Annotated in this window: 18 protein-coding genes; 10 read left to right on the forward strand and 8 right to left on the reverse strand. The window is 75.4% G+C overall.

From position 1 onward, the window contains the following. Positions 1-58 precede the first annotated feature (58 nt). Positions 59-835: a glutamate racemase gene (locus tag OH807_RS08445; RefSeq protein WP_406195857.1), complete on the reverse strand. Its 777-nt coding sequence runs from the start codon at positions 833-835 to the stop codon at positions 59-61. 18 nt (positions 836-853) lie between these two features. Here OH807_RS08445 and OH807_RS08450 point away from each other — a divergent pair, with 18 nt between their 5' ends. Continuing rightward, a complete protein-coding gene (locus OH807_RS08450; RefSeq protein ID WP_406195859.1) occupies positions 854-2,032 on the forward strand; it encodes a glycosyltransferase in 1,179 nt (392 codons plus the stop codon). A 24-nt stretch (positions 2,033-2,056) separates the two neighbouring features. Then, entirely contained in the window at positions 2,057-2,806 is a 750-nt protein-coding gene (locus tag OH807_RS08455) for an SAM-dependent methyltransferase (RefSeq protein WP_406195862.1), read from the forward strand. Between the two features lie 118 nt (positions 2,807-2,924). Here OH807_RS08455 and OH807_RS08460 read toward each other — a convergent pair whose 3' ends face one another. The 7 genes from OH807_RS08460 to OH807_RS08490 form a co-directional block, all read right to left on the reverse strand. After that, on the reverse strand, positions 2,925-3,800 hold the full coding sequence (locus OH807_RS08460) for an alpha/beta fold hydrolase (RefSeq protein WP_406195864.1): 876 nt from the start codon (positions 3,798-3,800) through the stop codon (positions 2,925-2,927). 134 nt (positions 3,801-3,934) lie between these two features. Further along, positions 3,935-5,143: a glycosyltransferase family 4 protein gene (locus OH807_RS08465; protein ID WP_406195866.1), complete on the reverse strand. Its 1,209-nt coding sequence runs from the start codon at positions 5,141-5,143 to the stop codon at positions 3,935-3,937. 3 nt (positions 5,144-5,146) lie between these two features. Next, positions 5,147-6,346 carry a polysaccharide ABC transporter ATP-binding protein gene (locus tag OH807_RS08470; RefSeq protein ID WP_406195869.1) on the reverse strand — a complete coding sequence of 400 codons (1,200 nt, stop codon included), beginning with the start codon at positions 6,344-6,346 and terminating at the stop codon, positions 5,147-5,149. Then, on the reverse strand, positions 6,336-7,241 hold the full coding sequence (locus OH807_RS08475) for an ABC transporter permease (protein ID WP_406195871.1): 906 nt from the start codon (positions 7,239-7,241) through the stop codon (positions 6,336-6,338). The genes OH807_RS08470 and OH807_RS08475 overlap by 11 nt, the downstream gene beginning before the upstream one ends. A 240-nt stretch (positions 7,242-7,481) precedes the next feature. Beyond that, complete coding sequence (locus OH807_RS08480; RefSeq protein WP_406195873.1) at positions 7,482-8,168, reverse strand: thiol:disulfide interchange protein DsbA/DsbL; 687 nt, start codon at positions 8,166-8,168, stop codon at positions 7,482-7,484. Between the two features lie 290 nt (positions 8,169-8,458). Then, entirely contained in the window at positions 8,459-9,385 is a 927-nt protein-coding gene (locus OH807_RS08485) for a slipin family protein (protein WP_406195875.1), read from the reverse strand. 210 nt (positions 9,386-9,595) lie between these two features. After that, the gene (locus OH807_RS08490; RefSeq protein WP_406195877.1) at positions 9,596-10,726 is read right to left on the reverse strand and encodes a glycosyltransferase family 4 protein; all 1,131 of its coding nucleotides are present in this window, start codon (positions 10,724-10,726) and stop codon (positions 9,596-9,598) included. A 313-nt stretch (positions 10,727-11,039) separates the two neighbouring features. Between OH807_RS08490 and OH807_RS08495 the strand changes: the two genes are divergently transcribed. The 8 genes from OH807_RS08495 (at position 11,040) to OH807_RS08530 (ending at position 21,657) form a co-directional block, all read left to right on the forward strand. Continuing rightward, positions 11,040-12,170 carry a glycosyltransferase family 4 protein gene (locus OH807_RS08495; protein ID WP_406195879.1) on the forward strand — a complete coding sequence of 377 codons (1,131 nt, stop codon included), beginning with the start codon at positions 11,040-11,042 and terminating at the stop codon, positions 12,168-12,170. Positions 12,171-12,613: 443 nt separating this feature from the next. Continuing rightward, positions 12,614-14,617: a P-loop NTPase gene (locus tag OH807_RS08500; RefSeq protein ID WP_406195881.1), complete on the forward strand. Its 2,004-nt coding sequence runs from the start codon at positions 12,614-12,616 to the stop codon at positions 14,615-14,617. Beyond that, positions 14,614-15,789 (forward strand): glycosyltransferase, encoded by a 1,176-nt coding sequence (locus OH807_RS08505; protein ID WP_406195883.1) that lies wholly within the window; start codon positions 14,614-14,616, stop codon positions 15,787-15,789. The genes OH807_RS08500 and OH807_RS08505 overlap by 4 nt, the downstream gene beginning before the upstream one ends. Before the next feature lie 69 nt (positions 15,790-15,858). After that, a complete protein-coding gene (locus tag OH807_RS08510; protein WP_406195885.1) occupies positions 15,859-16,932 on the forward strand; it encodes a GNAT family N-acetyltransferase in 1,074 nt (357 codons plus the stop codon). Further along, positions 16,932-18,644: a hypothetical protein gene (locus tag OH807_RS08515; protein WP_406195887.1), complete on the forward strand. Its 1,713-nt coding sequence runs from the start codon at positions 16,932-16,934 to the stop codon at positions 18,642-18,644. Before OH807_RS08510 ends, OH807_RS08515 begins: the two co-directional genes overlap by 1 nt. After that, positions 18,641-19,834: a DegT/DnrJ/EryC1/StrS family aminotransferase gene (locus OH807_RS08520; protein ID WP_406195889.1), complete on the forward strand. Its 1,194-nt coding sequence runs from the start codon at positions 18,641-18,643 to the stop codon at positions 19,832-19,834. Before OH807_RS08515 ends, OH807_RS08520 begins: the two co-directional genes overlap by 4 nt. A gap of 128 nt (positions 19,835-19,962) precedes the next feature. Beyond that, entirely contained in the window at positions 19,963-20,424 is a 462-nt protein-coding gene (gene mscL / locus OH807_RS08525; protein WP_406195891.1) for a large conductance mechanosensitive channel protein MscL, read from the forward strand. 426 nt (positions 20,425-20,850) lie between these two features. Beyond that, on the forward strand, positions 20,851-21,657 hold the full coding sequence (locus tag OH807_RS08530) for a DUF6643 family protein (protein WP_406195894.1): 807 nt from the start codon (positions 20,851-20,853) through the stop codon (positions 21,655-21,657). Positions 21,658-21,790 lie beyond the last annotated feature (133 nt).

A 21,790-nucleotide genomic window follows, 5' to 3' on the forward strand; every position in this document is an offset into this window, starting at 1 on the left:
CTCACCCGCGCCGGTCCGGTAGCGGCGCGCGCCCGGGCCGGGCGGAGCCGCCCGGCGGTCAGGCGGTCGTGGCCGCCGCGGCGAGGATGCGGCCCTGCGGGTAGCGCAGAGCGGCGGCCGGGAGGGCCGCGGGCACGCCGGCGTGCAGCACGGTGAGGGTGGCACCGCCGGTGCGGCCCGGGTCGGCGACCCGCCGCAGGGCCTGCGCGGCGACGGCGTCGGCGGAGCCGTGCAGGGTGAGCCGCGGGTCCGCGGTGGGCGCGACGGCCGCGCGGATCCGGTCGGCCACCAGTTCGTAGTGGGTGCAGCCGAGCACGATGGCCGCCGTGCCGTGCGGCGTGCGGGCCGCGGCGTCCGCCACGGCCGCGTCGACGGCGGCGTCGTCACCGTGCTCGACGGCGTCCGCCAGACCGGGGCAGGCCACCTCGGTGACGGCGGCCGGGCCGGCGAAGTCGCGGATCAGCCCGCGCTGGTAGGCGCTCCCGGTGGTGGCCGGGGTGGCCCAGATGGCGACCGGTCCGCCGAGGGCGGCGGCCGGCTTGATGGCCGGGACGGTGCCGATCACCGGCAGTGCCGGTTCGAGCTCGGCCCGCAGGGCGGCCAGCGCGTGGACCGAGGCGGTGTTGCAGGCGATCACCAGGGCGTCCGGCTCCAGGGCGGCGGCCGCCCGTGCGCAGTCCAGCGCGAGCGCGGTGACCTCCTCGGGCGTGCGCGGGCCCCAGGGCATCGAGGCGGGGTTCGCGGAGAGCACCAGGTCGGCGTCCGGGCGGAGCTTCCGCAGGGCGGCGGCGGCCGCCAGCAGGCCGATTCCCGAGTCCATCAGTGCGATCTTCACAAGGCAAGACTTTAGTCGATGCGCCGCTCCCGGCCCCGGGTGCGGCAGACTGCCCGGGTGACCGTCCTGCTGTGGATCGCCGTGCTCTCCCTGCTGGTCTGGCTCTGGCTGGCGTGCTGCCACGGGATGTTCTGGCGCACCGACGTACGGCTGCCACCGCGCCGTCCGCCGGCGCGCTGGCCGCAGGTCGCGGTCGTGGTGCCGGCCCGGGACGAGGCGGAGGTGCTGCCGGTCAGCCTGCCGAGCCTGCTGGCGCAGAAGTACCCGGGGCGGGCCAGGGTGATCCTGGTGGACGACCACAGTGCGGACGGCTCCGGGGAGCTGGCGGCCGCGCTCGCCGCGCCCGGCGGCCCGGGGCTGACCGTCACCACCCCTCCCCCGCTGCCGGCCGGCTGGACGGGCAAGCTGTGGGCGCTGCGGCACGGCGTGGAGCTGGCCGGTCCGGACCCGGAGTACCTGCTGCTCACCGATGCGGACATCGCGCACGGCCCGGACTCGCTCGCCGAGCTGGTGGCCGCCGCCGAGAGCAACCGGCTGGACCTCGTCTCGCAGATGGCCCGGCTCCGGGTGGAGACCGGCTGGGAGCGGCTGATCGTCCCGGCCTTCGTCTACTTCTTCGCCCAGCTGTACCCGTTCCGCCGCAGCAACCGGCCGGGGGCCCGGACTGCCGCGGCCGCGGGCGGCTGCTCGCTGGTGCGGCGGGACACCCTGGAGCGGATCGGCGGGGTCGCGGCGATCCGCGGCGCGGTGATCGACGACGTGTCGCTGGCCCGCCTGGTGAAGGCGGGCGGCGGCCGGACCTGGCTGGGGCTGGCCGAGCAGGTGGACAGCGTCCGCCCGTACCCGCGGCTGGCCGAGCTCTGGCGGATGGTCTCGCGCAGCGCGTACGCCCAGCTGCGGCACTCGGTGCCGCTGCTCGCGGGGACGGTGGCCGGCCTGGCCCTGGTGTACCTGGTGCCGCCGGTGGCCACCCTCGCCGGGCTGGCCGCCGGCCGGTGGACGGTGGCCGCCGCGGGCGGGGCGGCGTGGGCGCTGATGACGGGGACGTTCCTGCCGATGCTGCGCTACTACCGGCAGCCGGCGCCGGCCGCGCTGCTGCTGCCGTTCACGGCCGCGCTCTACCTGCTGATGACGGTCGACTCGGCGGTGCAGCACTGGCGCGGACGCGGGGCGGCCTGGAAAGGCCGGACGTACTGAGAGCCGCTGGGCCACACTGGTCGGATGGACCGCCAGACGATCTCCCGCCTCGCCCACGCCCGCCATCCGATCGCCGCGCCGGTCGCCGACGAGGCGGTGGCCCGGCTGCTGGACCGTGCCACCGGCCGCACCGAGGAGGGCCGGGCACTGGACCTCGGCTGCGGTGAGGGCGGCTGGCTCGTCCGGGCGCTGACGGCGCGTCCGCGCTGGCAGGCCGTCGGGGTGGACCTCGACGCGGCCGCGCTGACCCGGGCCCGGGAGTCGGCGCAGGCGCTCGGGGTGGAGCGCCGGATCGGCCTGCACCACCAGGACGCCCGGGAGTTCCGGGCCGCCGCACCGTTCGACCTGGTGCTGAACGTCGGTGCGACGCACGTCTTCGGCGGCCTGCTGCCGACCCTGGCGGCGGCCCGCGACCTGCTCGCGCCGGGTGGCCTGGTGCTGGTCGGCGAGGCCTTCTGGGAGCGCGAGCCCGCCCGGGCGGCGCTGGACGGCCTGGGCGCGGCCCGGGACGACTACGCGGACCTCGCGACCACCACCGACCGGGTGCTCGCGGACGGGTGGACGCCGCTGTACGGGTACGTCAGCAGCGTGCAGGAGTGGGACGACTACGAGTTCTCCTGGACGGGCTCGCTGGCCGGATGGGCGCTGGACCACCCGGAGCACCCGGACGCCGCGGCGGCCCGCGAGGCCGCGGACCGGCACCGTGCGGAGTGGCTGCACGGCTACCGCGGCACCCTCGGCTTCGTCACCTACCTGCTGCAGCAGGGTCGCTGAGGGCCTGCTGCGCCGGGGTCGCCGAAGCCCTCCTGCCGCCCCGCCCCGCCCCCGCCCCGCCCCGGAGTGCGGGTGCGGGTGCGGGTACGACCCGGGGGCGGGCGAGCAGGCCACCGGTCTACTTCTGGGTGCGGGCGAGGAAGTCGTCGATCAGCGGAGCGATCTCGGGCAGCTTCTCCTCCAGCGCGAAGTGCCCGGTGTCGAACACGTGCAGTTCGGCGTCGGGCAGGTCGCGCAGGTAGGCGCGGGCGCCGGGCTCGGTGAAGAAGGGGTCGTTGCGCCCCCAGAGCACCAGCGTGGGCGGCCGGTGGGTGCGCAGCCACTCCTGCCAGGCGGGGTAGAGCGCGACGTTGCTGTGGTAGTCGAGGGCGAGCTCGACCTGGATGTCCTTGCGGCCGGGCAGGTCGAGGAAGTGCTGGTCGAGGGTCCAGCCGTCGGGCGCGACGAGCTCCGGGTCGCCGGTGCCGCCCTCGTACTGGCTGCGGGTGACCTCCAGGGTGAGGATCGCGCGGGCCCGCTCGGCGGCGCCCTCGACGCCGTGCCGGTTGGCGATGAACTCCCGGGCCAGCTCGGAGAGTCCCTCCTCGTAGGCGTTGCCGTTCTGGACCACCAGGCCGGTGATCCACTCCGGCCTGCGGGTGGCCAGCCGGAGACCGACGGGCGCGCCGAAGTCGAAGACGTAGAGCGCGAACCGGTCCAGGCCGAGCGCCTCGCAGAAGCCCTCCACGACGTCCGCGAGGGTGTCGAAGCGGTAGGCGAAGTCACCGGGCGCGGGGCTCTCGCTGTGGCCGAAGCCGGGGTAGTCGGGAGCGATCAGGCGGTAGCGGGTGCCGAGCGCGTCGAGGAGCCGGCGGAACTGGTGCGAGGCGGAGGGGAATCCGTGCAGCAGCAGGAGGACGGGGGCGTCGGCGGGGCCGGTCTCCCGGTAGAAGACGCGCAGGCCGTCCACGTCGACGTGGCGGTGCCGGATGTTCGGGATCGTCAACTCGCTCATGCTAACCATTAAACACCGTCTTACCGGTTAGGTGAAGCCCGGGGTTCCGATGCCGGGCCCCGACTCCGACGTCCGGCCCGGTTCCGGCCTCCCGGCTTCAGCCCCGGCCCCGGCCCCGGCGTCCCGGGCCGCCCTCACCGCCCCAGCAGGCGCAGCAGCCGCAGCGCGGCCGGCTTGGTGAACTCGTACCTGGTCATCTGCTCCAGGTCCTTGACCCAGCCGGTCACCCGGGCCGGGCGGGCCAGCACCCGGGCGTACAGCTCCTCGAAGGAGGTGGTGACGCTCTCCAGTGAGAACCGCCCGACCACCCACTCCCGGCCCCAGGCACCCAGCCGGGCCCGGCGGTCCGGATCGTCCAGCAGGCCGCGCAGCTGCCCGGCCAGCTCCTCCGGCGCGCGCGAACCGTCCCCGAAGCCGTACATGCAGCGCGAGGCGTGCGGCTCGACCAGCGGGCCCGGCTCGTGCACCGCCGTGTAGCCGGCCGCGCCGTGCACCACCACCGGCTTCCCGAAGGCCAGCCCGCGCAGGGCCGAACCGCCCATCCCGAGTATGATGTCGGCGGCCTGGTAGGCGGGCCGCGGATCCGCCAACTGGCCCGGCACCAGGACGGCTTCACGCCCGAGCAGGGCGTTCACCCCGGCCGCCCGGGCCCGCAGTTTCTCCAGGCTCGGACCGGCGCCGACGACCACCAGCCGCACCCTCGGATCGTCCAGCCGGCCGACGGCGTCGACGGTCAGCTCGGCGCCGGCGTCCTTCTCCAGGGCGGGCACCAGCCTGGTCACGATGGAGAGCAGCAACTCGCCGTCCCGGATGCCGTGTTCGCGCCGGAACGCGGCCCCGTCCGCCCGCCCGGGCGCGTCGGCGGCGGTGTTGACCGGCGGTTCGATGAGGCTGATGTCCCGGTGGCCGAAGGCCCGGCCGTCCCCCAGCAGCGCGCCGAGGCCCAGTACCAGCGGCTGGTGCCGGGGCAGACCGCGCAGCATCCGGATGCCGTAGAAGGTGGTGACCACCGGCAGCCGGCCGTAACGGCCGGGCCCGAAATAGGAGTTGCGGGCCGCCCGGACCTCCCAGGCGTGCAGCAGCTGACTGCCGTGCTCGGCCGCGAGGCGGCCCAGCCGGCGGCGGACCTCCGCGTGCGGGGTGTCCGGCCCGCCCGCGACCACCACCTCCAGGCCGTACCCGGCGGCGACCTCGACCAGCGGCGCCGGCCCGGCCACCCCCTGGGCGAAGAGCACCGGATCGTGGCCGCGCTCCCGCAGCGTCCGGGCGATGTCGACCGCGTTGAGCTGGGCTCCGCCCAGGGCCAGGTTGTTGAGATGGACCAGCACCCGGACAGGTCTCACGGCTCACTCCTCCCAGCGGTGCGGGACGAACACCGGCGCGGCCAGCACCACCGCGCGCGGCGGCGTGTCCAGCATCGGGCCGAACACGTCGAACTGGCCGACGGAGTGCCAGCTCATCAGCGTGCCCCCGTCGGTCCGCCCGATGCTGTAGACGCCGGCCCAGAGCGTGTAGCGGCCGCGCGGCAGCGGCAACCGGGGGATCACACAGGCGACTTCGTGGTCGTCCCCGGAGAGCCGGACTTCATGGCTGATCTGGAAGATCGGGCTGGAGGTGCCCTCGCTGACGCCCAGGTGCAGCGTGGCGTCACCGCGGTAGTCGCCGCCGAGGGTCAGCTCGATCGACATCGGCTCGTCGGTGGTCAGGCTGTCCCTGTCCTCGCCCCGGACGGCGTACTTGAGCAGTTGAAGCGGCTCGCCCGTCCGGCCGCCGGCCTCGGACTGCGCCTCGATGGAGTCGCGGTAGCCGGCCATCGCCTCCTTGATGCCCGCGTCCACCCGGACGGAACCCTGCTCCAGCCAGATCCCGCGGCGGCAGATCGACTCCACGGCCGGCAGGTCGTGCGAGACGAAGACGATCGTGGTGCCCTGCTCGGCGACCTCGCGCATCCGGTCCAGGCAGCGCTGCTGGAACACCGCGTCGCCGACCGCCAACACCTCGTCCACCAGCAGGACGTGGGGCTCCAGATAGGCGGCGACGGCGAAGCCGAGGCGCATCTGCATGCCGGAGGAGTAGAACTTCACCTGCCGGTCGATGGCACCGCCGAGCCGGGCGAACTCCACGATGTCGTCGAAACGGGTGGCCACCTCGCGCCGCCGCAGGCCGAGCAGTGCCCCGAACAGGTAGATGTTCTCCCGGCCCGTGAGGTCCGGGTGGATGCCGGCCCGGATCTCGATCAGGGCGCCGATCCGGCCGCGCACGTCGATCACGCCGCCGTACGGGTACATCACCCGGGTCAGCATCTTCAGCAGGGTGGACTTGCCCGAGCCGTTGGAGCCGATCAGGCCGACCGACTCGCCCGGCTCGACGTGCATCGTGATGTCGCGCAGCGCCCAGCGCCACTCCTCGCCCTTGTCGCCGCGCAGCCGGCGCGCCATCGACTCGACCTTGTCGCGCAGCAGCATCCGCTGCTGGTCGGCCTTGAAGCGCTTCCACACCTGGTCGGTCCGGATGGTGCCCAGGGGGTACGTCCGGCTAGGCGACATCGGCGATCCCCGTCTCCAGTTTCTTGAACAGCAGGTAGCCGCCGACCAGGAACACCAGCGAGGAGAGCGCGGCGATCGAGGTGAGCGTGACGTCCGGGGCGTCGCCGTACAGCAGGGCACCGCGGTACCCCTCGATGACGGCGCCGAGCGGGTTGAGCCCGACGTAGATCTCCTGCAGCCGCTGCGGGATCTGCGCCAGCGGGTAGGCGACCGGGGTGGCGAAGACGCCCATCTGCGTGATGATCGGCAGCAGGTGGCGGACGTCGCGCAGGTAGACCACGGCGACGGAGAGCACCAGCGCGACGCCGTAGGTGAAGGCGAACTGGATCACCACCAGCGGCAGCACCCAGAGGAAGGTGGCGGCGGGGGCCGTCCAGAAGATCAGGAAGAGCAGCCCCAGCACCCCGACGCCGATCACCATGTCCACGCTGGCGACCAGCATGGTGGCCAGCGGGAACACCTCGCGCGGGCAGTACACCTTGTTCAGCAGGCTGAGGTTGTTGGCCAGGCTCAGCGCGCCCTGGTTCATGGTGTTGCTGAAGAACTGCCAGACGATCAGGCCGACGTAGGCGAAGAGCGGGTAGGCGGCCGTACCGGTGTCGATCTTCACCGCGCGGTGGAACACCAGGGTGAAGATGGCGCAGAGCGCGAGCGGGGTCAGCACCGCCCAGGCGAAGCCGAGCACGGCCTGCTTGTAGCGGGCGCGCAGGTCGCGTTCGGCGAGCGCGCGGACCAGCTCACGCGCGCCCCAGAGCTCCCGTGCCACCTGCGCCGGGCGCAGCCCGCGTTTGAAGATCAGCTCCGGTGGCGGCCCCTCGGCGGCGGCCGGCCGCCCCGGTGCGGCCGATGTCTGGCTGTCCCGCTCGTCGACGAGCTGCGCGCGTTGTCCCCCCACGGACCCCTGCCCTCTCCGGTACCGCCGGTATCGAGAAGTGGGCCCGCCACCACGGCCGTTGTGCATCGCGGCGGTGCGGCCCGGCGTCCACTCTGGCACAGAGTGTGGTCGCCGGGGGTCGGTTCGGTGAAGGTGATCGGATCGGGACCGACCGGGGCGCGGGGGGACGAACGTGGCGGATCGGTGACACGGCGGTACGCCGGTTGGCGCCTCGGCGTGGGTGACGCCAGTGGCCGTGCGTCAGTAACGCAGGGCGCGCGGGTGGCGCTGCTGGTCCTGCTCCACCAGCCGGTCGAGGACGTCGGGCATCGCCGCCACGCCGCCGGCCCGGGTCGGCGTCGTGCGGTACTCGCCCTGGACGACCACCGTCGGCAGCTCGTTGATCTCGTACCGGACGAACAGGGCGGCGGCCTCGTCCACGGAGCGCTGGACGTCGGCGGAGCGGTAGGTGTCCCGGAACCGCTGCTGGTCGACGCCCTGGCGCACCGCCCAGTCGGTGGCGGTTCCCTCGGTGGTGAGGTCCTGATCGTTGGTGTGGATCGCCCGGAAGGCCGTGGTCTGCAGCCGCTCGACCAGGCCGAGGCGCTCCAGCGTGTAGTAGAGGCGGGCATGGCCGCGCTGGGCGCGCTCCTCGGGGCTGCCCTGCCAGATCGCGGGGACCCTGCGCAGGTCCGCGTCAGCACGGTGCTTCTCCACCCAGGCCTGGAGCGGCTGCTCCAGCTGCTGGGAGTGGCCGCAGTCGTACCAGAAGAACTCGACCGCCTCGGTACGGGCGCTCTCGCGCACCGGCTGCGGGTGGTCGAGCCGAACGAACTGGGCGCTCTCGGCGGCGGGTTGGTGGGTGGTGGCGGCGCCGGCCTGGGCGGGGAACGCGACGATCCCGGTGGCGACGGCGAGCAGGACGGTGGACCTCAGCAGCGATTTCACACCGGGCAGTGTCGCTGTGACGGATCGTCATCGGCCACTCGCCCTGGGGCGGCCGCGCCGGGATTCGCCCGTTCGGCCCAGCCCGGCAGCGGCGCTCGGCGGGGTAGCGGTGCTCGGCGGAGTAGTGGTGCTCGGAGAGGTAGCGGTGATCGGACGGGTAGCGGTGCTCGGTGCGGTGTCGCCGATCCGCGGGGCGCCGGCGCTCGGTCGGGTACCACCGGTCCGGGCGGCGGAAGGGATCGGCACCCCGGCGGCGGGGCGTCGCCGGGCCTGGCGACGCCGCCGCGAGGTCACTCCGCGGGCAGGCCCTCCGGCCGTGGCGCGAGGGCGGCCGGGGCCGGGCCGTCCGCGGTCCCGTCGAGCGCGGGTGCGCCGACCGCCGCGGGCGTCGCGGGCGTCGCGCCGTCCACGGCCGGGACGGGTGCGGTCTCCTCCGCCGGTGCCGCCGCCTGCTTCGGCACGGGCGCGGCCTTCGGAGTGGCGCCTTCGAAGAAGCGCAGCAGCTCGACCGGGAAGGGCAGTACCAGGGTGGAGTTCTTCTCCGCCGCGACCTCCACGACCGTCTGGAGCAGGCGAAGTTGGAGCGCCGACGGCGTGGCGTCCATCATCTCCGCCGCCTGGGCGAGCTTGGCGGCGGCCTGGAACTCGCCGTCGGCGGTGATGATGCGGGCCCGCCGTTCGCGGTCGGCCTCGGCCTGACGGGCCATCGACCGCTTCATCGAGTCGGGCAGGGCGACGTCCTTGATCTCGACCCGGTCGATGTGCACACCCCAGCCGAGGGCGGGGCTCTCCAGCATCAGCTCCAGCCCGCGGTGCAGGTTCTCCCGGCCGGAGAGCAGGTCGTCGAGCTCGCTCTTGCCGATGATCGAGCGCAGCGAGGTCTGGGCCACCTGCGACATCGCGAAGGTGTAGTTCTGGACGTCGACGGTGGCGAGCACCGGGTCGACCACCCGGAAATAGACCACCGCGTCGACCCGTACCGACACGTTGTCCCGGGTGATGCCCTCCTGCGCGGGCACCGGCATGGTGATCACCTGCACGTTGACCTTGCGCATCCGGTCGACGATCGGCAGCAGCAGGGCCGGACCGGGCTGGCGCACCTGCCTGCGGACCCGGCCCAGCCGGAAGATCACGCCCCGCTCGTACTGCTGGACCACCCGTACCCCGGTGGCGAGCCAGAGGATTCCCAGAGCCGCGAGACCCACAAGTACCAGCATGTCGGCCGACCTTCCCCGTGCCGGCGCGCCCGGGCCGAGTCCCTGTTGGCTCTGTCGTGCGAGCGCGCCGCTGGGAAGTATCCGCCCGTGGCGGCCTCCTGCCCATGGGCGCGGGGCCCCGGATCTTCCCCGGTGCACCACCGGCCCGCCCACCGTCGGCCCGCCCACCGCCGGCCCCGGCCGGCAGCCGATGCACCCTCGGCGCGCGGCTCACCCGCGCCCGGCGGCACCCCGGCCGGTCAGCTCCGCGAACAGGGCCTGCCAGGCGTCGGCGACCACCCCGAGCTCGTTGCGCGCCAGGACGTGCGCCCGGGCGGCGGCGCCGAACGCGGTGCGGTCGCCGGCCAGCACCTTGGCCAGCGCCTCGGCGAGCGCGAGCGGGTCGCCGGGGGCGACCAGCGCGCCGGTGACGCCGTCCCGGACCACCGAGCCGACCCAGCCGACGTCGGTCGCGACGGCCGGCAGGCCGGCCAGGGCGGCCTCGATCAGCACGCCGGGCACGCCCTCGCTGTCGCTGGTCAGCAGCACCGCGTCGGCGGCCCGGTAGAGCGGCGCCGGGTCGGCCAGGGTGCCGAGGAAGTGCGCCCGGGCGGCGGCCGGGTGCTGTTCGAGGGCGGCCCGGTCCGGCCCGTCGCCGGCCACCGCGAGGCGGACGTCGGGGAGGCGGTCGAGGGCGTCGAGGGCGAGGTCGAGCCGCTTCTCGGGGGCTATCGCGCCGACCCAGGCGACCAGCAGGCCGTCGGCGGGCAGGCCGAGCGTGTGCCGGGCCGCGCGGCGGTCGGCCTCGCCCGCCGCGGGCGGGTACGCGGCTGCGGCGCGGGCGTTGGGGATCGTGCGGACCTTGCCGGCGGGCAGCCGGAACCGGTCCTCCAGGACGGCGACGGCCTCGTCGGCGAGTGCGGTGACGGCGGCCGCGCGGTGCAGCAGGGCGCCGGTGCGCAGGCGCCGCAGCGGGCTCGCCGTCCAGTGCCGGGGGTCGCCGATGGAGACGTAGACGAACGGGGTGCGGGTGCCGGCCAGCGCGAGGGCGCAGGCCGGGAGGGTGGCGGAGCCGTGCGCGACGACCAGGTCGGCGGTGCGGGCGGCGGCGCGCAGGGCGCGCAGGGTCGCGGGGTGCAGCCGGCCGGGGCCGAGCACCGCGGTGGCGCGGGTGTCGGGCGCGTCGGGGTGGGCGTCGGGGTGCGGCGCGAGGGCCCGCAGGGCGGAGGCCTGGCCGCGGCGGCGCAGTTCGCGGTGGAGGTCACGGGCGAGGTTCTGCGCGCCGCGGCGGCGCGGATCGGTGACGAGGTGCAGGATGCGGGGGCGGGTTCCGGTCGTCTTCGCCGGTGTCGCGTCGGGCATGGGAACGACCTTGGCACAGGGCCCGGCGCGGTACAGCCCCTTGGTGCGGGCCGGTGGTGGCCCGTGCGCCCGCGTGCGTACTCCGGGCGGGCGCCGAACGGGCCCTGCGTGCGCCGGTCACGCCGGCCGTACGCCCGGCTCCGCTCCCCCGGCCGCCCCCGGCCGCCCCCCGGGGGCGGCACGCCTCCTGGCCGATTCCCTGGCGAGCGGCGGGCGCCACCTGCGATGCTGATCGGCAGTCAGGGTGCCGGCCGGCACGGGAGACCGGACGCGCCCCGGGAGGGCGGGGGTTGGCCTTGTGCATGTGCTCTATGTGATCGACAGCGTGAGCCGGGTCGGCGGGGCCGAGCAGGGTCTGGTGGCGATGGCGCCCCCGCTGGTGCGGGCCGGTGTGCGGCTGGACGTCGCCTACCTCAAGGACTCGCCCGGCGGTTTCCAGCCGGAGCTGACGGCGGCCGGGGCCGACGTGTTCGGCGTGGGCCGGGCCACCCGGGGGCGCACCGCCGCCGCGCTGCGCCGGCTGGTCCGGGAGCGCCGGCCGGACCTCGTGCACACGACGCTCTACGAGTCGGACGTGCTGGGGCGGGCGGCCGCGCTCTCGGCCCGCACCCCGGTGGTCTCCAGCCTGGTGAACTCGGCCTACGGCCCCGAGCACCTGAACGCGCGCGGGCTGAGCCCCTGGAAGGTGCGCGCCGCCCAGGCGGTGGACGCCGCCACCGCCCAGGGCAACCGGCGCTTCCACGCGCTGACCAGGTACGTGGCGGGCGCGATGGCGCAGCGGCTGCGGGTGCCCCGGGACCGGATCGACGTCGTCCCGCGCGGGCGCGACCCGGAGCTGCTCGGCGTCATCACCCCGGACCGGCGGGCCGCGGTGCGCACCGCGCTCGGCCTGCCGCAGGACGTCCCGGTGGTGCTCGCGGCGGCGCGCCAGCAGTACCAGAAGGGCCTGGACGTGCTGCTGGAGGCCTGGCCCGGCGTGCTGCGCGCCGAGCCGGACGCGGTGCTGCTGCTGGCCGGCAGCGAGGGCAGCGAGACGGCCCGGCTGACGGCGCTCGCCGGGGTCACCGGGAACGTGCGCTTCCTCGGGCCGCGCGACGACGTCTTCGACCTGATGGCCGCCTCCGACGCGTTCGCCGTGCCCTCCCGCTGGGAGGGGCTGGGCAGTGCGGCGATGGAGGCGATGGGCGTGGGCGTGCCGCTGGTCTGCGCGGACGTGCCGGCGCTGCGCGAGACCGTCCGCTCGGAGGACTACGCGCGGCTGGTGGCGCCGGAGCGGCCGGCCGACCTGACCGCGGCGCTGGTCGACACGCTGGAGGACCGGGCGGCGGCCCGGGTGCGGGCGAAGGCGGCGCGGGCGCGGTTCCTGACCTCGTTCACGCTGCATCAGGTGTCGGCCCAGATGGTCGAGTTCTACGAGCGCTCGCTGCGGATGCGCCCGGTCTGACGGGATCCGGCCACCCCCGTGCCGTTCGTCGGGAACCGACCGGCCCCAGTATCGCCAAAGCGGTTGCGCCGCACGTCGCGGCTCGGCAAGCATCGCAGGGAGGACCGGCGGGGGCGGCGGGCCGGGACGGGCCCCGGGGGCCGGCGCGCACCACGCCGCCGAACGGGGAGCGCCGGGGAGCGGGTCGTCGGCGGGACGGTCGTCGGGGAGCGCGCGTCGGGGCGGGGCACGTCGGGGCGGGGCACGTCGGGGCAGCGGGTCGTCAGGGGGGCGAGTTGCGACATCGACCGAGGGATTCCATCGTGCCGGGCGCCCGGCACGGCTAGCAGTCGCCCCGGCCCGGCACGGCCGGCAGCACCCGGACCGCCGCGCTCCCGCACGGGCCACCCCCGGCCGGGAGTCCCACAGCACCACCGCACCACGAACGCGAGGGGATCCAACCGGTGGAACCGGCAAACCACTTCACCGTCCTGCGGCGGTACTGGCGGCTGCTCGTCGGCTGCACGCTCGCCGCACTCGTCGTCGGCTGGCTGCTCACCCCGGCCGGTGACACCGTGGACAACGCCAAATGGAAGTGCAAGGTCGCCATCACGCCGGTCGCGGGGGCCGGCGACACCGTGCGGGCCGACCAGGTGCTCTCCTACGCGCAGGGCTCGGACGTCGCGACGGCCGCGGCCCGGCAGCTCGGCATCGGCGACGTCGCGACGGTGATCGCCCGCCGCACCGTGACCGCCGACAGCGCGCAGATGCTGTCGATCGCCACCATCGGGCCGACCCAGCAGTCCTGCTCCGACCTGGCGGCCGCCTACTCGGCCGCGATCATCAAGGGCTTCGGCGAGGAGTCCGCCAAGAGCGCCGCCGAGACCGTCAAGAGGCTCCAGGCCCAGGCCGACGCGCAGCAGAAGGCGCTGGACGACATCCAGCAGCAGTTCAACCGCTCCTCGGCGGGCGACCAGCCGAAGCTCCAGCCCAAGCTGACCGCCGCGTCCACCTCACTGACCGCGACCCTCACCGCGATCAGCAAGCTGCAGAACGGCGCCCAGACCGACGCCATCCAGCAGTGGGGCAGCATCGACGCGCGCCAGGGTTCGAGCAACCTCCTCTCCTCCCCCACCCGCAGCGTCCGGCTGGGCCTGGCCGTGGCACTCGGTCTCGGGCTCGGTGTCGTCGCGGCACTGATGCTCAGCCGGATGGACACCCGGCTGCGCACCCGCAACGCGGTGGAGGAGGCGTTCAACCTGCCGGTGATCGGCGAGGTGCCGCAACTCTCGCGCCGCCTGCGACGGTTGCGCGAACCGCTGGTGCGCGCCCGGCCGTCCGACCCGGCCGCCGAGGCGTACCGCTCGCTGCGCTCCACCCTGCTGCTCACCGGCCCCGACGCGCTCGCGCTGCCCGCCCCCGGGCACCCCGACCGGCAGGCCGGCGGCACCGCGCAGCGCCGGCCCGCCCACCCCGCACCGGTGGTGCTGGTCGCCTCCGGCAGCAGCGGCGACGGCCGGAGCACCACCGTCGCCAACCTGGCCGCCGCGCTCGCCGAGACCGGCCGGGACGTCCTGGTACTGGACTGCGACTTCCGCCACCCGCAGCTGCACAGCCACCTCGGGGTCGGCGGCGGACCCGGCATGGCCGAGCTGCTCAGCGGCGAACAGCTGGGCGAGCTGGACGAGTTGATCCGGCCGACCAACGTCGCGGGGGTCTCGCTGGTCACCGGCGGGAACACCACCGCCTACCCGGCCGCGCTGGTGCTGCGGGCCGCCGAGGTGCTGCACCGGGCCCGCCGGTACGCCGACGTGATCCTGGTCGACACCTCGCCGCTGCTGCACGCCAATGACGCCTACGACCTGGTGCAGCACGCCGACGCGGTGCTCGTCACCGTGCGCAGCGGCAACGTCACCCCCGAACAGGCGGACCGGGTGGCGGAGTTGCTCTCCCGGACCGGTGTGCCGGTGGCCGGTGTGGCCCTGCTCGGTACCTACGGCCCGCCCGGCCGGCGGCGGCGGGGTACGACCGGCAGCGGCACCGCGGCCCCGGGCGGTCGCTCCGGCCAGGCCGCCCTGCCGCGCCCGGCGGCACCCGCATCGGAGCGGCCGACGGACCGGGCGGCGAGCCGGTCGGCGGGCCGTCCGACCGACCCCGCCCCCGGCTCCGTGCCCGGGTCCGCAGCCGCCTCCGCAACCGCCGACGGCGGTGGCCCGGGGCGGCCGGCCCCCAGCTGGGCCCGCCGCGGCGCCAACGGCACGCGGCCGGACGGCGCGGCCACGGGCAGCCCGGGACCGTACAGCACCGGAGCGAACGGCACCGAACCGAACAGCACCGGAGCGGACAAGGGCGGAGCGGAGCAACCGGACGCCGGCCGCGGGTACCGGGACGGCCCCGTGTACCGGGCCGGCTCCGAGGCCGACGACCACGGCGAGGCCGCCCTGCTGCGCGAGGCGGAGGAGCGGTGAGCGCGCCCGTCCGGGTGCTCTGGCTGGCCAAGGGCCTCGGCCGCGGCGGCGCCGAACAGCTGCTGGTCAACTGCGCCCGCCACGCCGACCGTTCGCGGTACGAGGTCGAGGTCGCCTATGTGCTGCCGTGGAAGGACGCGCTGGCGCCGGCGCTCGTCGAGGCCGGCGTCCGGGTGCACTGCCTCGGCGCCCCGGCGAAGGGCGCCGGCGCGGGCACCCCCGGCCCGGGCGCATCGGGCCCGGGCACCCCCGGCCGGGCCGACCCGCGCTGGCCGCTGCGGCTGCGCCGGCTGCTCGCCGACCGCCGCTACGGCCTGGTGCACACCCACATGCCGGTCCCCGCCGTCGCCGCCCGGCTGCTGGCACCCACCGCCGGATCACCGCGCCTGGTGCACACCGAGCACAACGTCTGGGAGCGCTACCGCCCGGCCACCCGCTGGGCCAACGCACTGACCTACCGGCGCAACGACGCGGTGATCGCCGTCTCGCACGCCGTCGGACGGACCATCCCCGCCGCCCGGCGCCGCCCCGGCGACTGGGTGCACGTGGTGCACCACGGCCCCGACCTGGCCGGCGCCCCGCAGGGGCCCGCCGCCCGCGCCGCCGCCCGCGCCGAACTCGGCCTCCCGGCGGACGCGTTCGTGATCGGCACGGTCGGCAACCTGACGCCGAAGAAGGACCAGGCCACCCTGCTCGCCGCCCACGCCGCGCTGCTGCGCCGGCACCCCGGGGCGCGGCTGGTGCTGGTCGGGGCCGGGCCGCTGGAGGCGCAACTGCGCTCCCGGGCGGCCGAACTGGGGATCACCGACAGCGTGCTCCTCGCCGGTTCGCGCTCCGACGTCCCGCTGCTTCTCCCCGGCCTGGACGTCTTCACGCTGAGCTCCCGTCAGGAGGGGCTTCCGGTGGCCCTGATGGAGGCGATGACCAGCGGACTGCCCTCCGTCGTCACCCGGGTCGGCGGCATGCCGGAGGTGCTGGACGACGACGGGCAGGGCCTGCTGGTCGAGCCCGGCGACCCGGTCGCGCTCGCCGGGGCCCTGGGCCGGCTGGCCGGGGACGAAGCCCTCCGGGCGCGCCTCGGCGCAGCGGCCCGGGAACGGGCGAAGCGCTTCGACGTGGCGGGCGCCCAGCGGGCCGTCGAGGCGGTGTACGAGCAGGTTTTGCGGCACTGAGGCGGCACTGACCCCCGCGCCCACCGCCTCCCCGGAGGCCCTACCACCGAAATGAGTGCGAGTCCGGACGTGAGTGCCCTGCCCACCCCCGCCCCCGCCGCGCCGACCTACCGCCCGCTCAGGGACGACGACCTCCCGGCGGTGCTCGGCCTCCTGAGCGCCTCGCTGGCCGGCGGCCCGACCGGCACCCGTACCGCCGACTTCTTCACCTGGAAGCACCGGGAGAACCCGTTCGGCGCCAGCCCCGGCCTGGTCGCCGAGGCCCCGGACGGGCGACTCGCGGGCGTCCGGCTCTTCCTGCGCTGGCAGTGGCGCGAGGGCTCCACCGGCCGCACAGTCCGCGCATTCCGGCCGGTGGACACCGCCACCCATCCGGACTTCCGGGGGCGCGGCATCTTCCGCCGGCTCACCCTGGACCTGCTCGAAGAGGTCGCGGACGAGGCCGAGTTGGTGTTCAACACGCCGAACGGCAACAGCCTGCCCGGCTACCGGACGATGGGCTGGCAGGAGCTCGGGCAGGTCCCGGTGGCGGTGCGGGCGGTCCGCCCCGCGGCGTTCGCCCGCGGGGTGCGCGCCGCACTGGCCCGCCGCCCGGCCGGCCCGGCCGCACCGCCGGTCTGCCACCTGCCCACCGCCGGTGACTGGTTCGAGCACCAGCCGGCGGACGGCCCGCTGGCCGAGCTGCTCGGCGAACGGGCCGGCGCCGACGCCGCCGACCCGCGGCTCGGCGTCCGCCGCACGCCGGAGTTCCTGCGCTGGCGCTACGGCCGCGCCCCCGGCCTGGACTACCGCGTCCTCACCTGCCACCGCGGCGGCGAACTGACCGGCCTGGCCGTCGGCCGGCCCCGGCGGCGCGGCCCGCTGGCCGAGTTCACCCTCGCCGACGTGCTGGTCCGCCCCGGCGACCGGGACAGCGCGGCCCGGCTGCTGCGCGCCGCCGCCCGCGAGTCCGGCTGCGACCACGTCGCCACCCACCTCTCCCCCGGCACCGAGGCGGCCGCCGCCGCCCTGCGCACCGGCTACCTGCGCGCACCGCGCACCGGGATGACCCTCGCCGCCCGCACCACCGGCGGCGCCACCGGCGGCCCCGGCGCCGCCCTGGCCGACTGGCGGTTCAGCCTCGGTGACCTGGAGGTCTTCTGATGGCCCGGCCGGCCCCGGCGGCCCGGGGCGTGCTCCACCCGGGCCGGGCCGCCCCGCAGCCGGCCCCGCGCCCCGCCGCGCACCCGGCCAGGGCCGCCCGGGCCGCCCTGGCGCGCCTGCCCTGGCCGTCCGCCCTCGCCGCGGTGCTGGTGACCGGCTACGTCACCGTCTTCGTGCTCGCCACGGTGCACACCTCGTACGACACCTGGGGCGCGCTGCTGATCCTCCCGGCGCTGATGGCGCTCGGCACGCCGCTGCTGGCCCGGATCGCCGCCGCCAACCCCGAACGGGACGTGTTCCGCCTGCTCATGCTGGCCATGACGGCCAAGCTGCTCTGCGCCTTCCCCCGTTACCTGATGGCCTTCGTGCTCTACGGCGGCGCGGCCGACGCCAAGATGTACCACCAGAAGGGCAGCGAGCTCGCCGCCTACCTCGACGGGGCCGACCTGTTCGCCGGCGTCCACTACGACCTCGGGATGAAGGTCGCCGGCACCGGCTTCGTCATCATCGTCACCGGCGTGGTGTACGCGATCACCGGGCCGTCGCTGATCGGCGGTTTCCTGGTCTTCTCCTGGCTGGGCTTCTGGGGCCTGCTGCTGTTCTGGCGGGCGCTGCAGATCGCCTTCCCCGAGGCCGACACCCGCAAGTACGCCAAGCTGGTCTTCTTCCTGCCCTCGCTGCTGTTCTGGCCCTCCAGCATCGGCAAGGACGCCTGGATGATGTTCTGCCTGGGCCTGACCACCTACGGCACGGCCCGTCTGCTGGACCGCCGGTTCGGCGCCTTCGCCTGCATCGCGCTCGGCTCGCTCGGCACCGCGATGGTCCGCCCGCACGTCACCGCGCTCGCCGGCGCCGGGCTGATGGTCGCGTACGTGCTGCGCAAGCGCCCGCAGCAGGCCGGTGCGCTGGGGCCGCTGCGCACCATTCTGACCGCCGTGGTGCTGGGGGCGATGGCGGTCCTGATGCTGCAGCAGGTCTCCGCCTTCTTCGGCACCGACGGCACCGGCGGCGACGCCGTCAACCAGGTGCTCTCGGAGACCTCCCGGCGCACCAGCCAGGGCAACTCGATGATCAACGCGACCGCGCCCGAGGACGCCGCGCCCAGGTTCAGCCTCAACCCGGCGGGGCTGCCGGTCGCCGTGGTCAGCGTGCTGTTCCGGCCCTTCCCGTTCGAGGCGTCCAACATCCAGAACCTGATCCAGTCGGTGGAGTGCTTCGCGCTGCTGGTGATGTTCATCCGCAACTGGCCGCAGCTGAGCCGGCTGCCCCGGCTGTTCGTGCAGCGCTCGTACGTCGCCTTCACCGCCGTCTACACCCTGCTGTTCTGCTGGGCCTTCTCGACCATCAACAACATGGGGATCCTGTCGCGCGAGCGCGTCCAGGTGCTGCCGCTGGTGCTGGTGCTGCTGGTCGTCCCGGCGGCCGGCACCGCCCGCGGACCGGCCGGGCGGCGGCCGCCCCCGGTCTGGCGGGTCACCCCGGGGCAGTGGGGCGGGCGCCGCCGGCCGCCCGACGACCGGCCGCACCCGTACCCGGCACCGGCCCCACACCCGTACGCGGCCCCGTTCGCGAAGCCGCCTCCGCACGCGCACGCAGCCCCGGACCCGCACCAGCACCAGCACCCGCACCCGCACCCGCACCCGCACCCGCACCCGGCCACGAGCCACTCCGAGACCCAGTCACCGTCCCAGGGGGGATCAGCCACACCATGACCACCGACACCCTTGCCCTGCCCGCCGCCCTCGGCGGTACGCCCGCGTTCCCGGACGGACTCCCGCTCACCCGGGTGCAGGTCCCCGACCGCGCCGCGCTGCTGGAGCGGCTCGGCACCGTCCTGGACAGCGGGCAGCTGACCAACGGCCGCACCGTCGCCGAGCTGGAGGAGGCCGCCGCCGAACTGCTGGACGTGCCGCACGTGGTGGCCCTCTCCAACTGCACGGCCGGCCTGATGCTGGTGCTCCAGGCCGCCGGGGTGGAGGGCGGGCGCCCGGTGGTGATGCCCGGCTTCACCTTCTCCGCCACCGCGCACGCCGCCCACTGGGCCGGCGGCACCCCGGTGTTCGCCGAGGCCCGCGAGGAGGACATCACCCTCGACCCCGAGGACGCCGCCGCCCGGCTGGCCGCCGCCGACCGGCCGGCCGCCCTGATGGCCACCCACGTCTACGGCACGCCCTGCCAGGTCGAACGGCTCCAGGAGGTCGCCGACGCGGCCGGGGTGCCGCTGGTCTACGACTCGGCGCACGGCTTCGGCAGCACCCGCCGCGGGGTGCCGGTCGGCACCTTCGGCTACGCCGAGGTGTTCTCGATGAGCCCGACCAAGGTCGCGGTGGCCGGTGAGGGAGGCCTGGTCGCCACCCGGGACGCCGACCTCGCCCGCCGGCTGCGCATCGCCCGCGACTACGGCAACCCGGGCGACTACGACACGCTCTTCCCCGGCCTGAACGCGCGGATGAGCGAGCTGCACGCCGCCGTCGGCCTGAACTGGCTGGCCGGGCTCCCCGAACGAGTGGCTCACCGGAGCTCGCTGGTGGCCGAGTTCGCCGCCGGGACGGCCGGCCTGCCCGGCCTGCGGCTGGCCCTGCCGGAGAAGGGCGACACCTCCACCTTCAAGGACCTCACCCTGATCCTGGACTCCGATGCCTTCGGCCTCACCGCGCGCCAACTCGGCGACGCGCTGCGGGCCGAGGGCATCGACTCGCGCCGCTACTTCCACCCGCCCGTGCAGCGCCAGCGCGCCTACGCCCACCTCGGCCAGGCCGATGCGCTGCCGGTCACCGACCGGCTGTCCGGCTCGGTGCTCACCGTGCCGCTCTGGTCGCAGATGGACGCGCCCGTGGTGCGCCGGATCGCCGCCGCGGTAGCCCGGATCCAGCCGTACGCGGAGCGTCTGCGCTCCGCCTGACCGGAACCTGCCCGGTTACGCGGTTCGGGTGAACGCGGTTGGACCGCGGGCACCGCAGGTCGGCAGGATGTCCGGCCGGGGCCCGTGGTCCCATCTGACTTTTCCCCGAACGGATTTGGAGTCACCCGGTGCTCAAGGGATTCCGCAGCTTCCTGCTGCGCGGAAACGTCGTCGACCTCGCGGTCGGCATCGTCATCGGCGCGGCCTTCACCGCCGTCGTCACCGGGTTCGTCACCGCCTTCCTCACCCCGCTGATCGGGGTCGCCACCGGCGCGGTCGGCGACTTCACCCAGAAGACCTTCGCCGTGGCCGGCACCCGGTTCCCGTACGGCGTGTTCGTGAACGCGCTGATCAGCTTCGTGCTGGTGGCGGCGGTGATCTACTTCATCGTGGTGGTGCCGGTCGGCAGGCTGCAGACCCGACTGGACGGTGCCAAGCCGGCCCCGGTGGCCAAGGCGGACTGCCCGGAGTGCCTGAGCCCGATCCCGGCGGCGGCGGTGCGCTGCTCCTTCTGCACCTCCGAGGTGGCGGGCCGGCCGGGCTTCCCGGCGCAGGCCGCGGGGCCGCAGCAGCCGCTCGCGACCCACTGAGCCCGGGGCCGCGGAGGAGCCCCGGCACCGGCCCCGCCGAGTGCCGCGGTCCGGCCGGCCCGGGTCGCTGACCTCGGGCTTCGGGCCGCTGACCAGCCCTCACGCGAATTTTATCCCCGAAACATTCACGAGCCCCCGCCCGTCCGTCGGCGGGGGCTCGAATGCGCCAGCGCACGCCCTGCCCACAAAAGTTTCTTCGCCGGACCCCGAACCGTCCACCGCCCCGTCACCGCACCGGCTCCGAGGGGCCCCGTCCGGGCCCCGTTCGAGGCTCCGACCCCACCCGGAGCTGGCCGGAAGTCGTCGCCAGAATGTCCGTTGTTACTACTTTCGAGCCCTTTGTGCGAGCGAAGACTGTGTAAACACTCGAACTGCTCGGCCTCCCACTCTCCTCAGCAGGCGCATTGTGGGCTTACCGTATGCCCCATGACCTCGCCCCGCTCCTACGACGGAGTCGGCTACCCCTCTCCGTCTTTCTCCTCCGGCACGCCCATCTACGACTCCCTCGTCGCAGAGCGCGGTGTCCCGCAGATCGCGCCCATCAACGTGCCGGCCGCCCTGCCGCCGGCACTGTCGTCCGGTTACGGATCCGGCCTCGGCCCGTCCTACGACAACCGGTACGGCGGTGGGTACGACACCCCCGGCAGCAACCTCCCCGCGCTGCCGCCCGCCCGCCTCGCCCTGGGCCCCGGCCCGAGCAGCGGCCCCTCCGCCGGCCCCTCCACGGCGTACATCCCGGCGCAGCCCGCACCGGCGTACGCCTCCGCGGCCCAGCCGCCCGTCCCCGGGTACGGCGGCCCGCAGCCGTACGCCCCCGGCCAGCGTCCACAGGCCCCCGCCCCCGGCTTCTCGCAGACCACCGGCGGCGGCTACCAGCCCTCCGGCGGCCAGAGCTTCGGCGGCCAGAACACCTTCGTCGGCGCCGGCCAGGGCGGCCAGCAGACCTTCGGCGCGCAGCCGCTGGGCGGCCAGGGCTCCTTCGGCGGCCCGCAGCCGTCGGCCGGCCAGCCGCAGGGCGGTCCGCAGAGCTTCGGCGGCCAGCAGTCGTTCGGCGGCTCCAGCCCGGCCGGCTTCCCCGGCCAGGGCGGCGACCAGGGCTTCGGCGGCGCCGGGCTCCGCCCGGCCGTCTCCCCGGTGGCCCCGATCCGTCCGATGCAGCCGCAGCGCCCGGGCCCGTACGGCGAGCCCGGCCAGTTCCAGCAGGGCTACCAGCCGCAGGGCCAGGGCTACTGACACCCCGGGCCGGCCCCACCCGGCCCGAACCCGCACCACCTGAGCACCACCCGGGCGCGACCGCGCTCCGGGCGTACGGAGAAACGGGTCATCCACGGACCGCCCGGACCGCCACCCCCACGGCGTCCGGGCG

This window comes from Kitasatospora sp. NBC_01560 (assembly GCF_045208415.1).
Classification (GTDB): domain Bacteria; phylum Actinomycetota; class Actinomycetes; order Streptomycetales; family Streptomycetaceae; genus Kitasatospora.

What these genes read in the sequence shown, in the direction of transcription:
- OH807_RS08450 (WP_406195859.1), top strand. Translation starts at nt 854, where the DNA reads ATGCGCCGCTCCCGGCCCCGGGTGCGGCAGACTGCCCGGGTGACCGTC.
- OH807_RS08455 (WP_406195862.1), top strand. Translation starts at nt 2,057, where the DNA reads ATGGACCGCCAGACGATCTCCCGCCTCGCCCACGCCCGCCATCCGATC.
- OH807_RS08460 (WP_406195864.1), bottom strand. Translation starts at nt 3,800, where the DNA reads ATGAGCGAGTTGACGATCCCGAACATCCGGCACCGCCACGTCGACGTG.
- OH807_RS08470 (WP_406195869.1), bottom strand. Translation starts at nt 6,346, where the DNA reads ATGTCGCCTAGCCGGACGTACCCCCTGGGCACCATCCGGACCGACCAG.
- OH807_RS08485 (WP_406195875.1), bottom strand. Translation starts at nt 9,385, where the DNA reads ATGCTGGTACTTGTGGGTCTCGCGGCTCTGGGAATCCTCTGGCTCGCC.
- OH807_RS08490 (WP_406195877.1), bottom strand. Translation starts at nt 10,726, where the DNA reads ATGCCCGACGCGACACCGGCGAAGACGACCGGAACCCGCCCCCGCATC.
- OH807_RS08515 (WP_406195887.1), top strand. Translation starts at nt 16,932, where the DNA reads ATGGCCCGGCCGGCCCCGGCGGCCCGGGGCGTGCTCCACCCGGGCCGG.
- OH807_RS08520 (WP_406195889.1), top strand. Translation starts at nt 18,641, where the DNA reads ATGACCACCGACACCCTTGCCCTGCCCGCCGCCCTCGGCGGTACGCCC.
- OH807_RS08530 (WP_406195894.1), top strand. Translation starts at nt 20,851, where the DNA reads ATGACCTCGCCCCGCTCCTACGACGGAGTCGGCTACCCCTCTCCGTCT.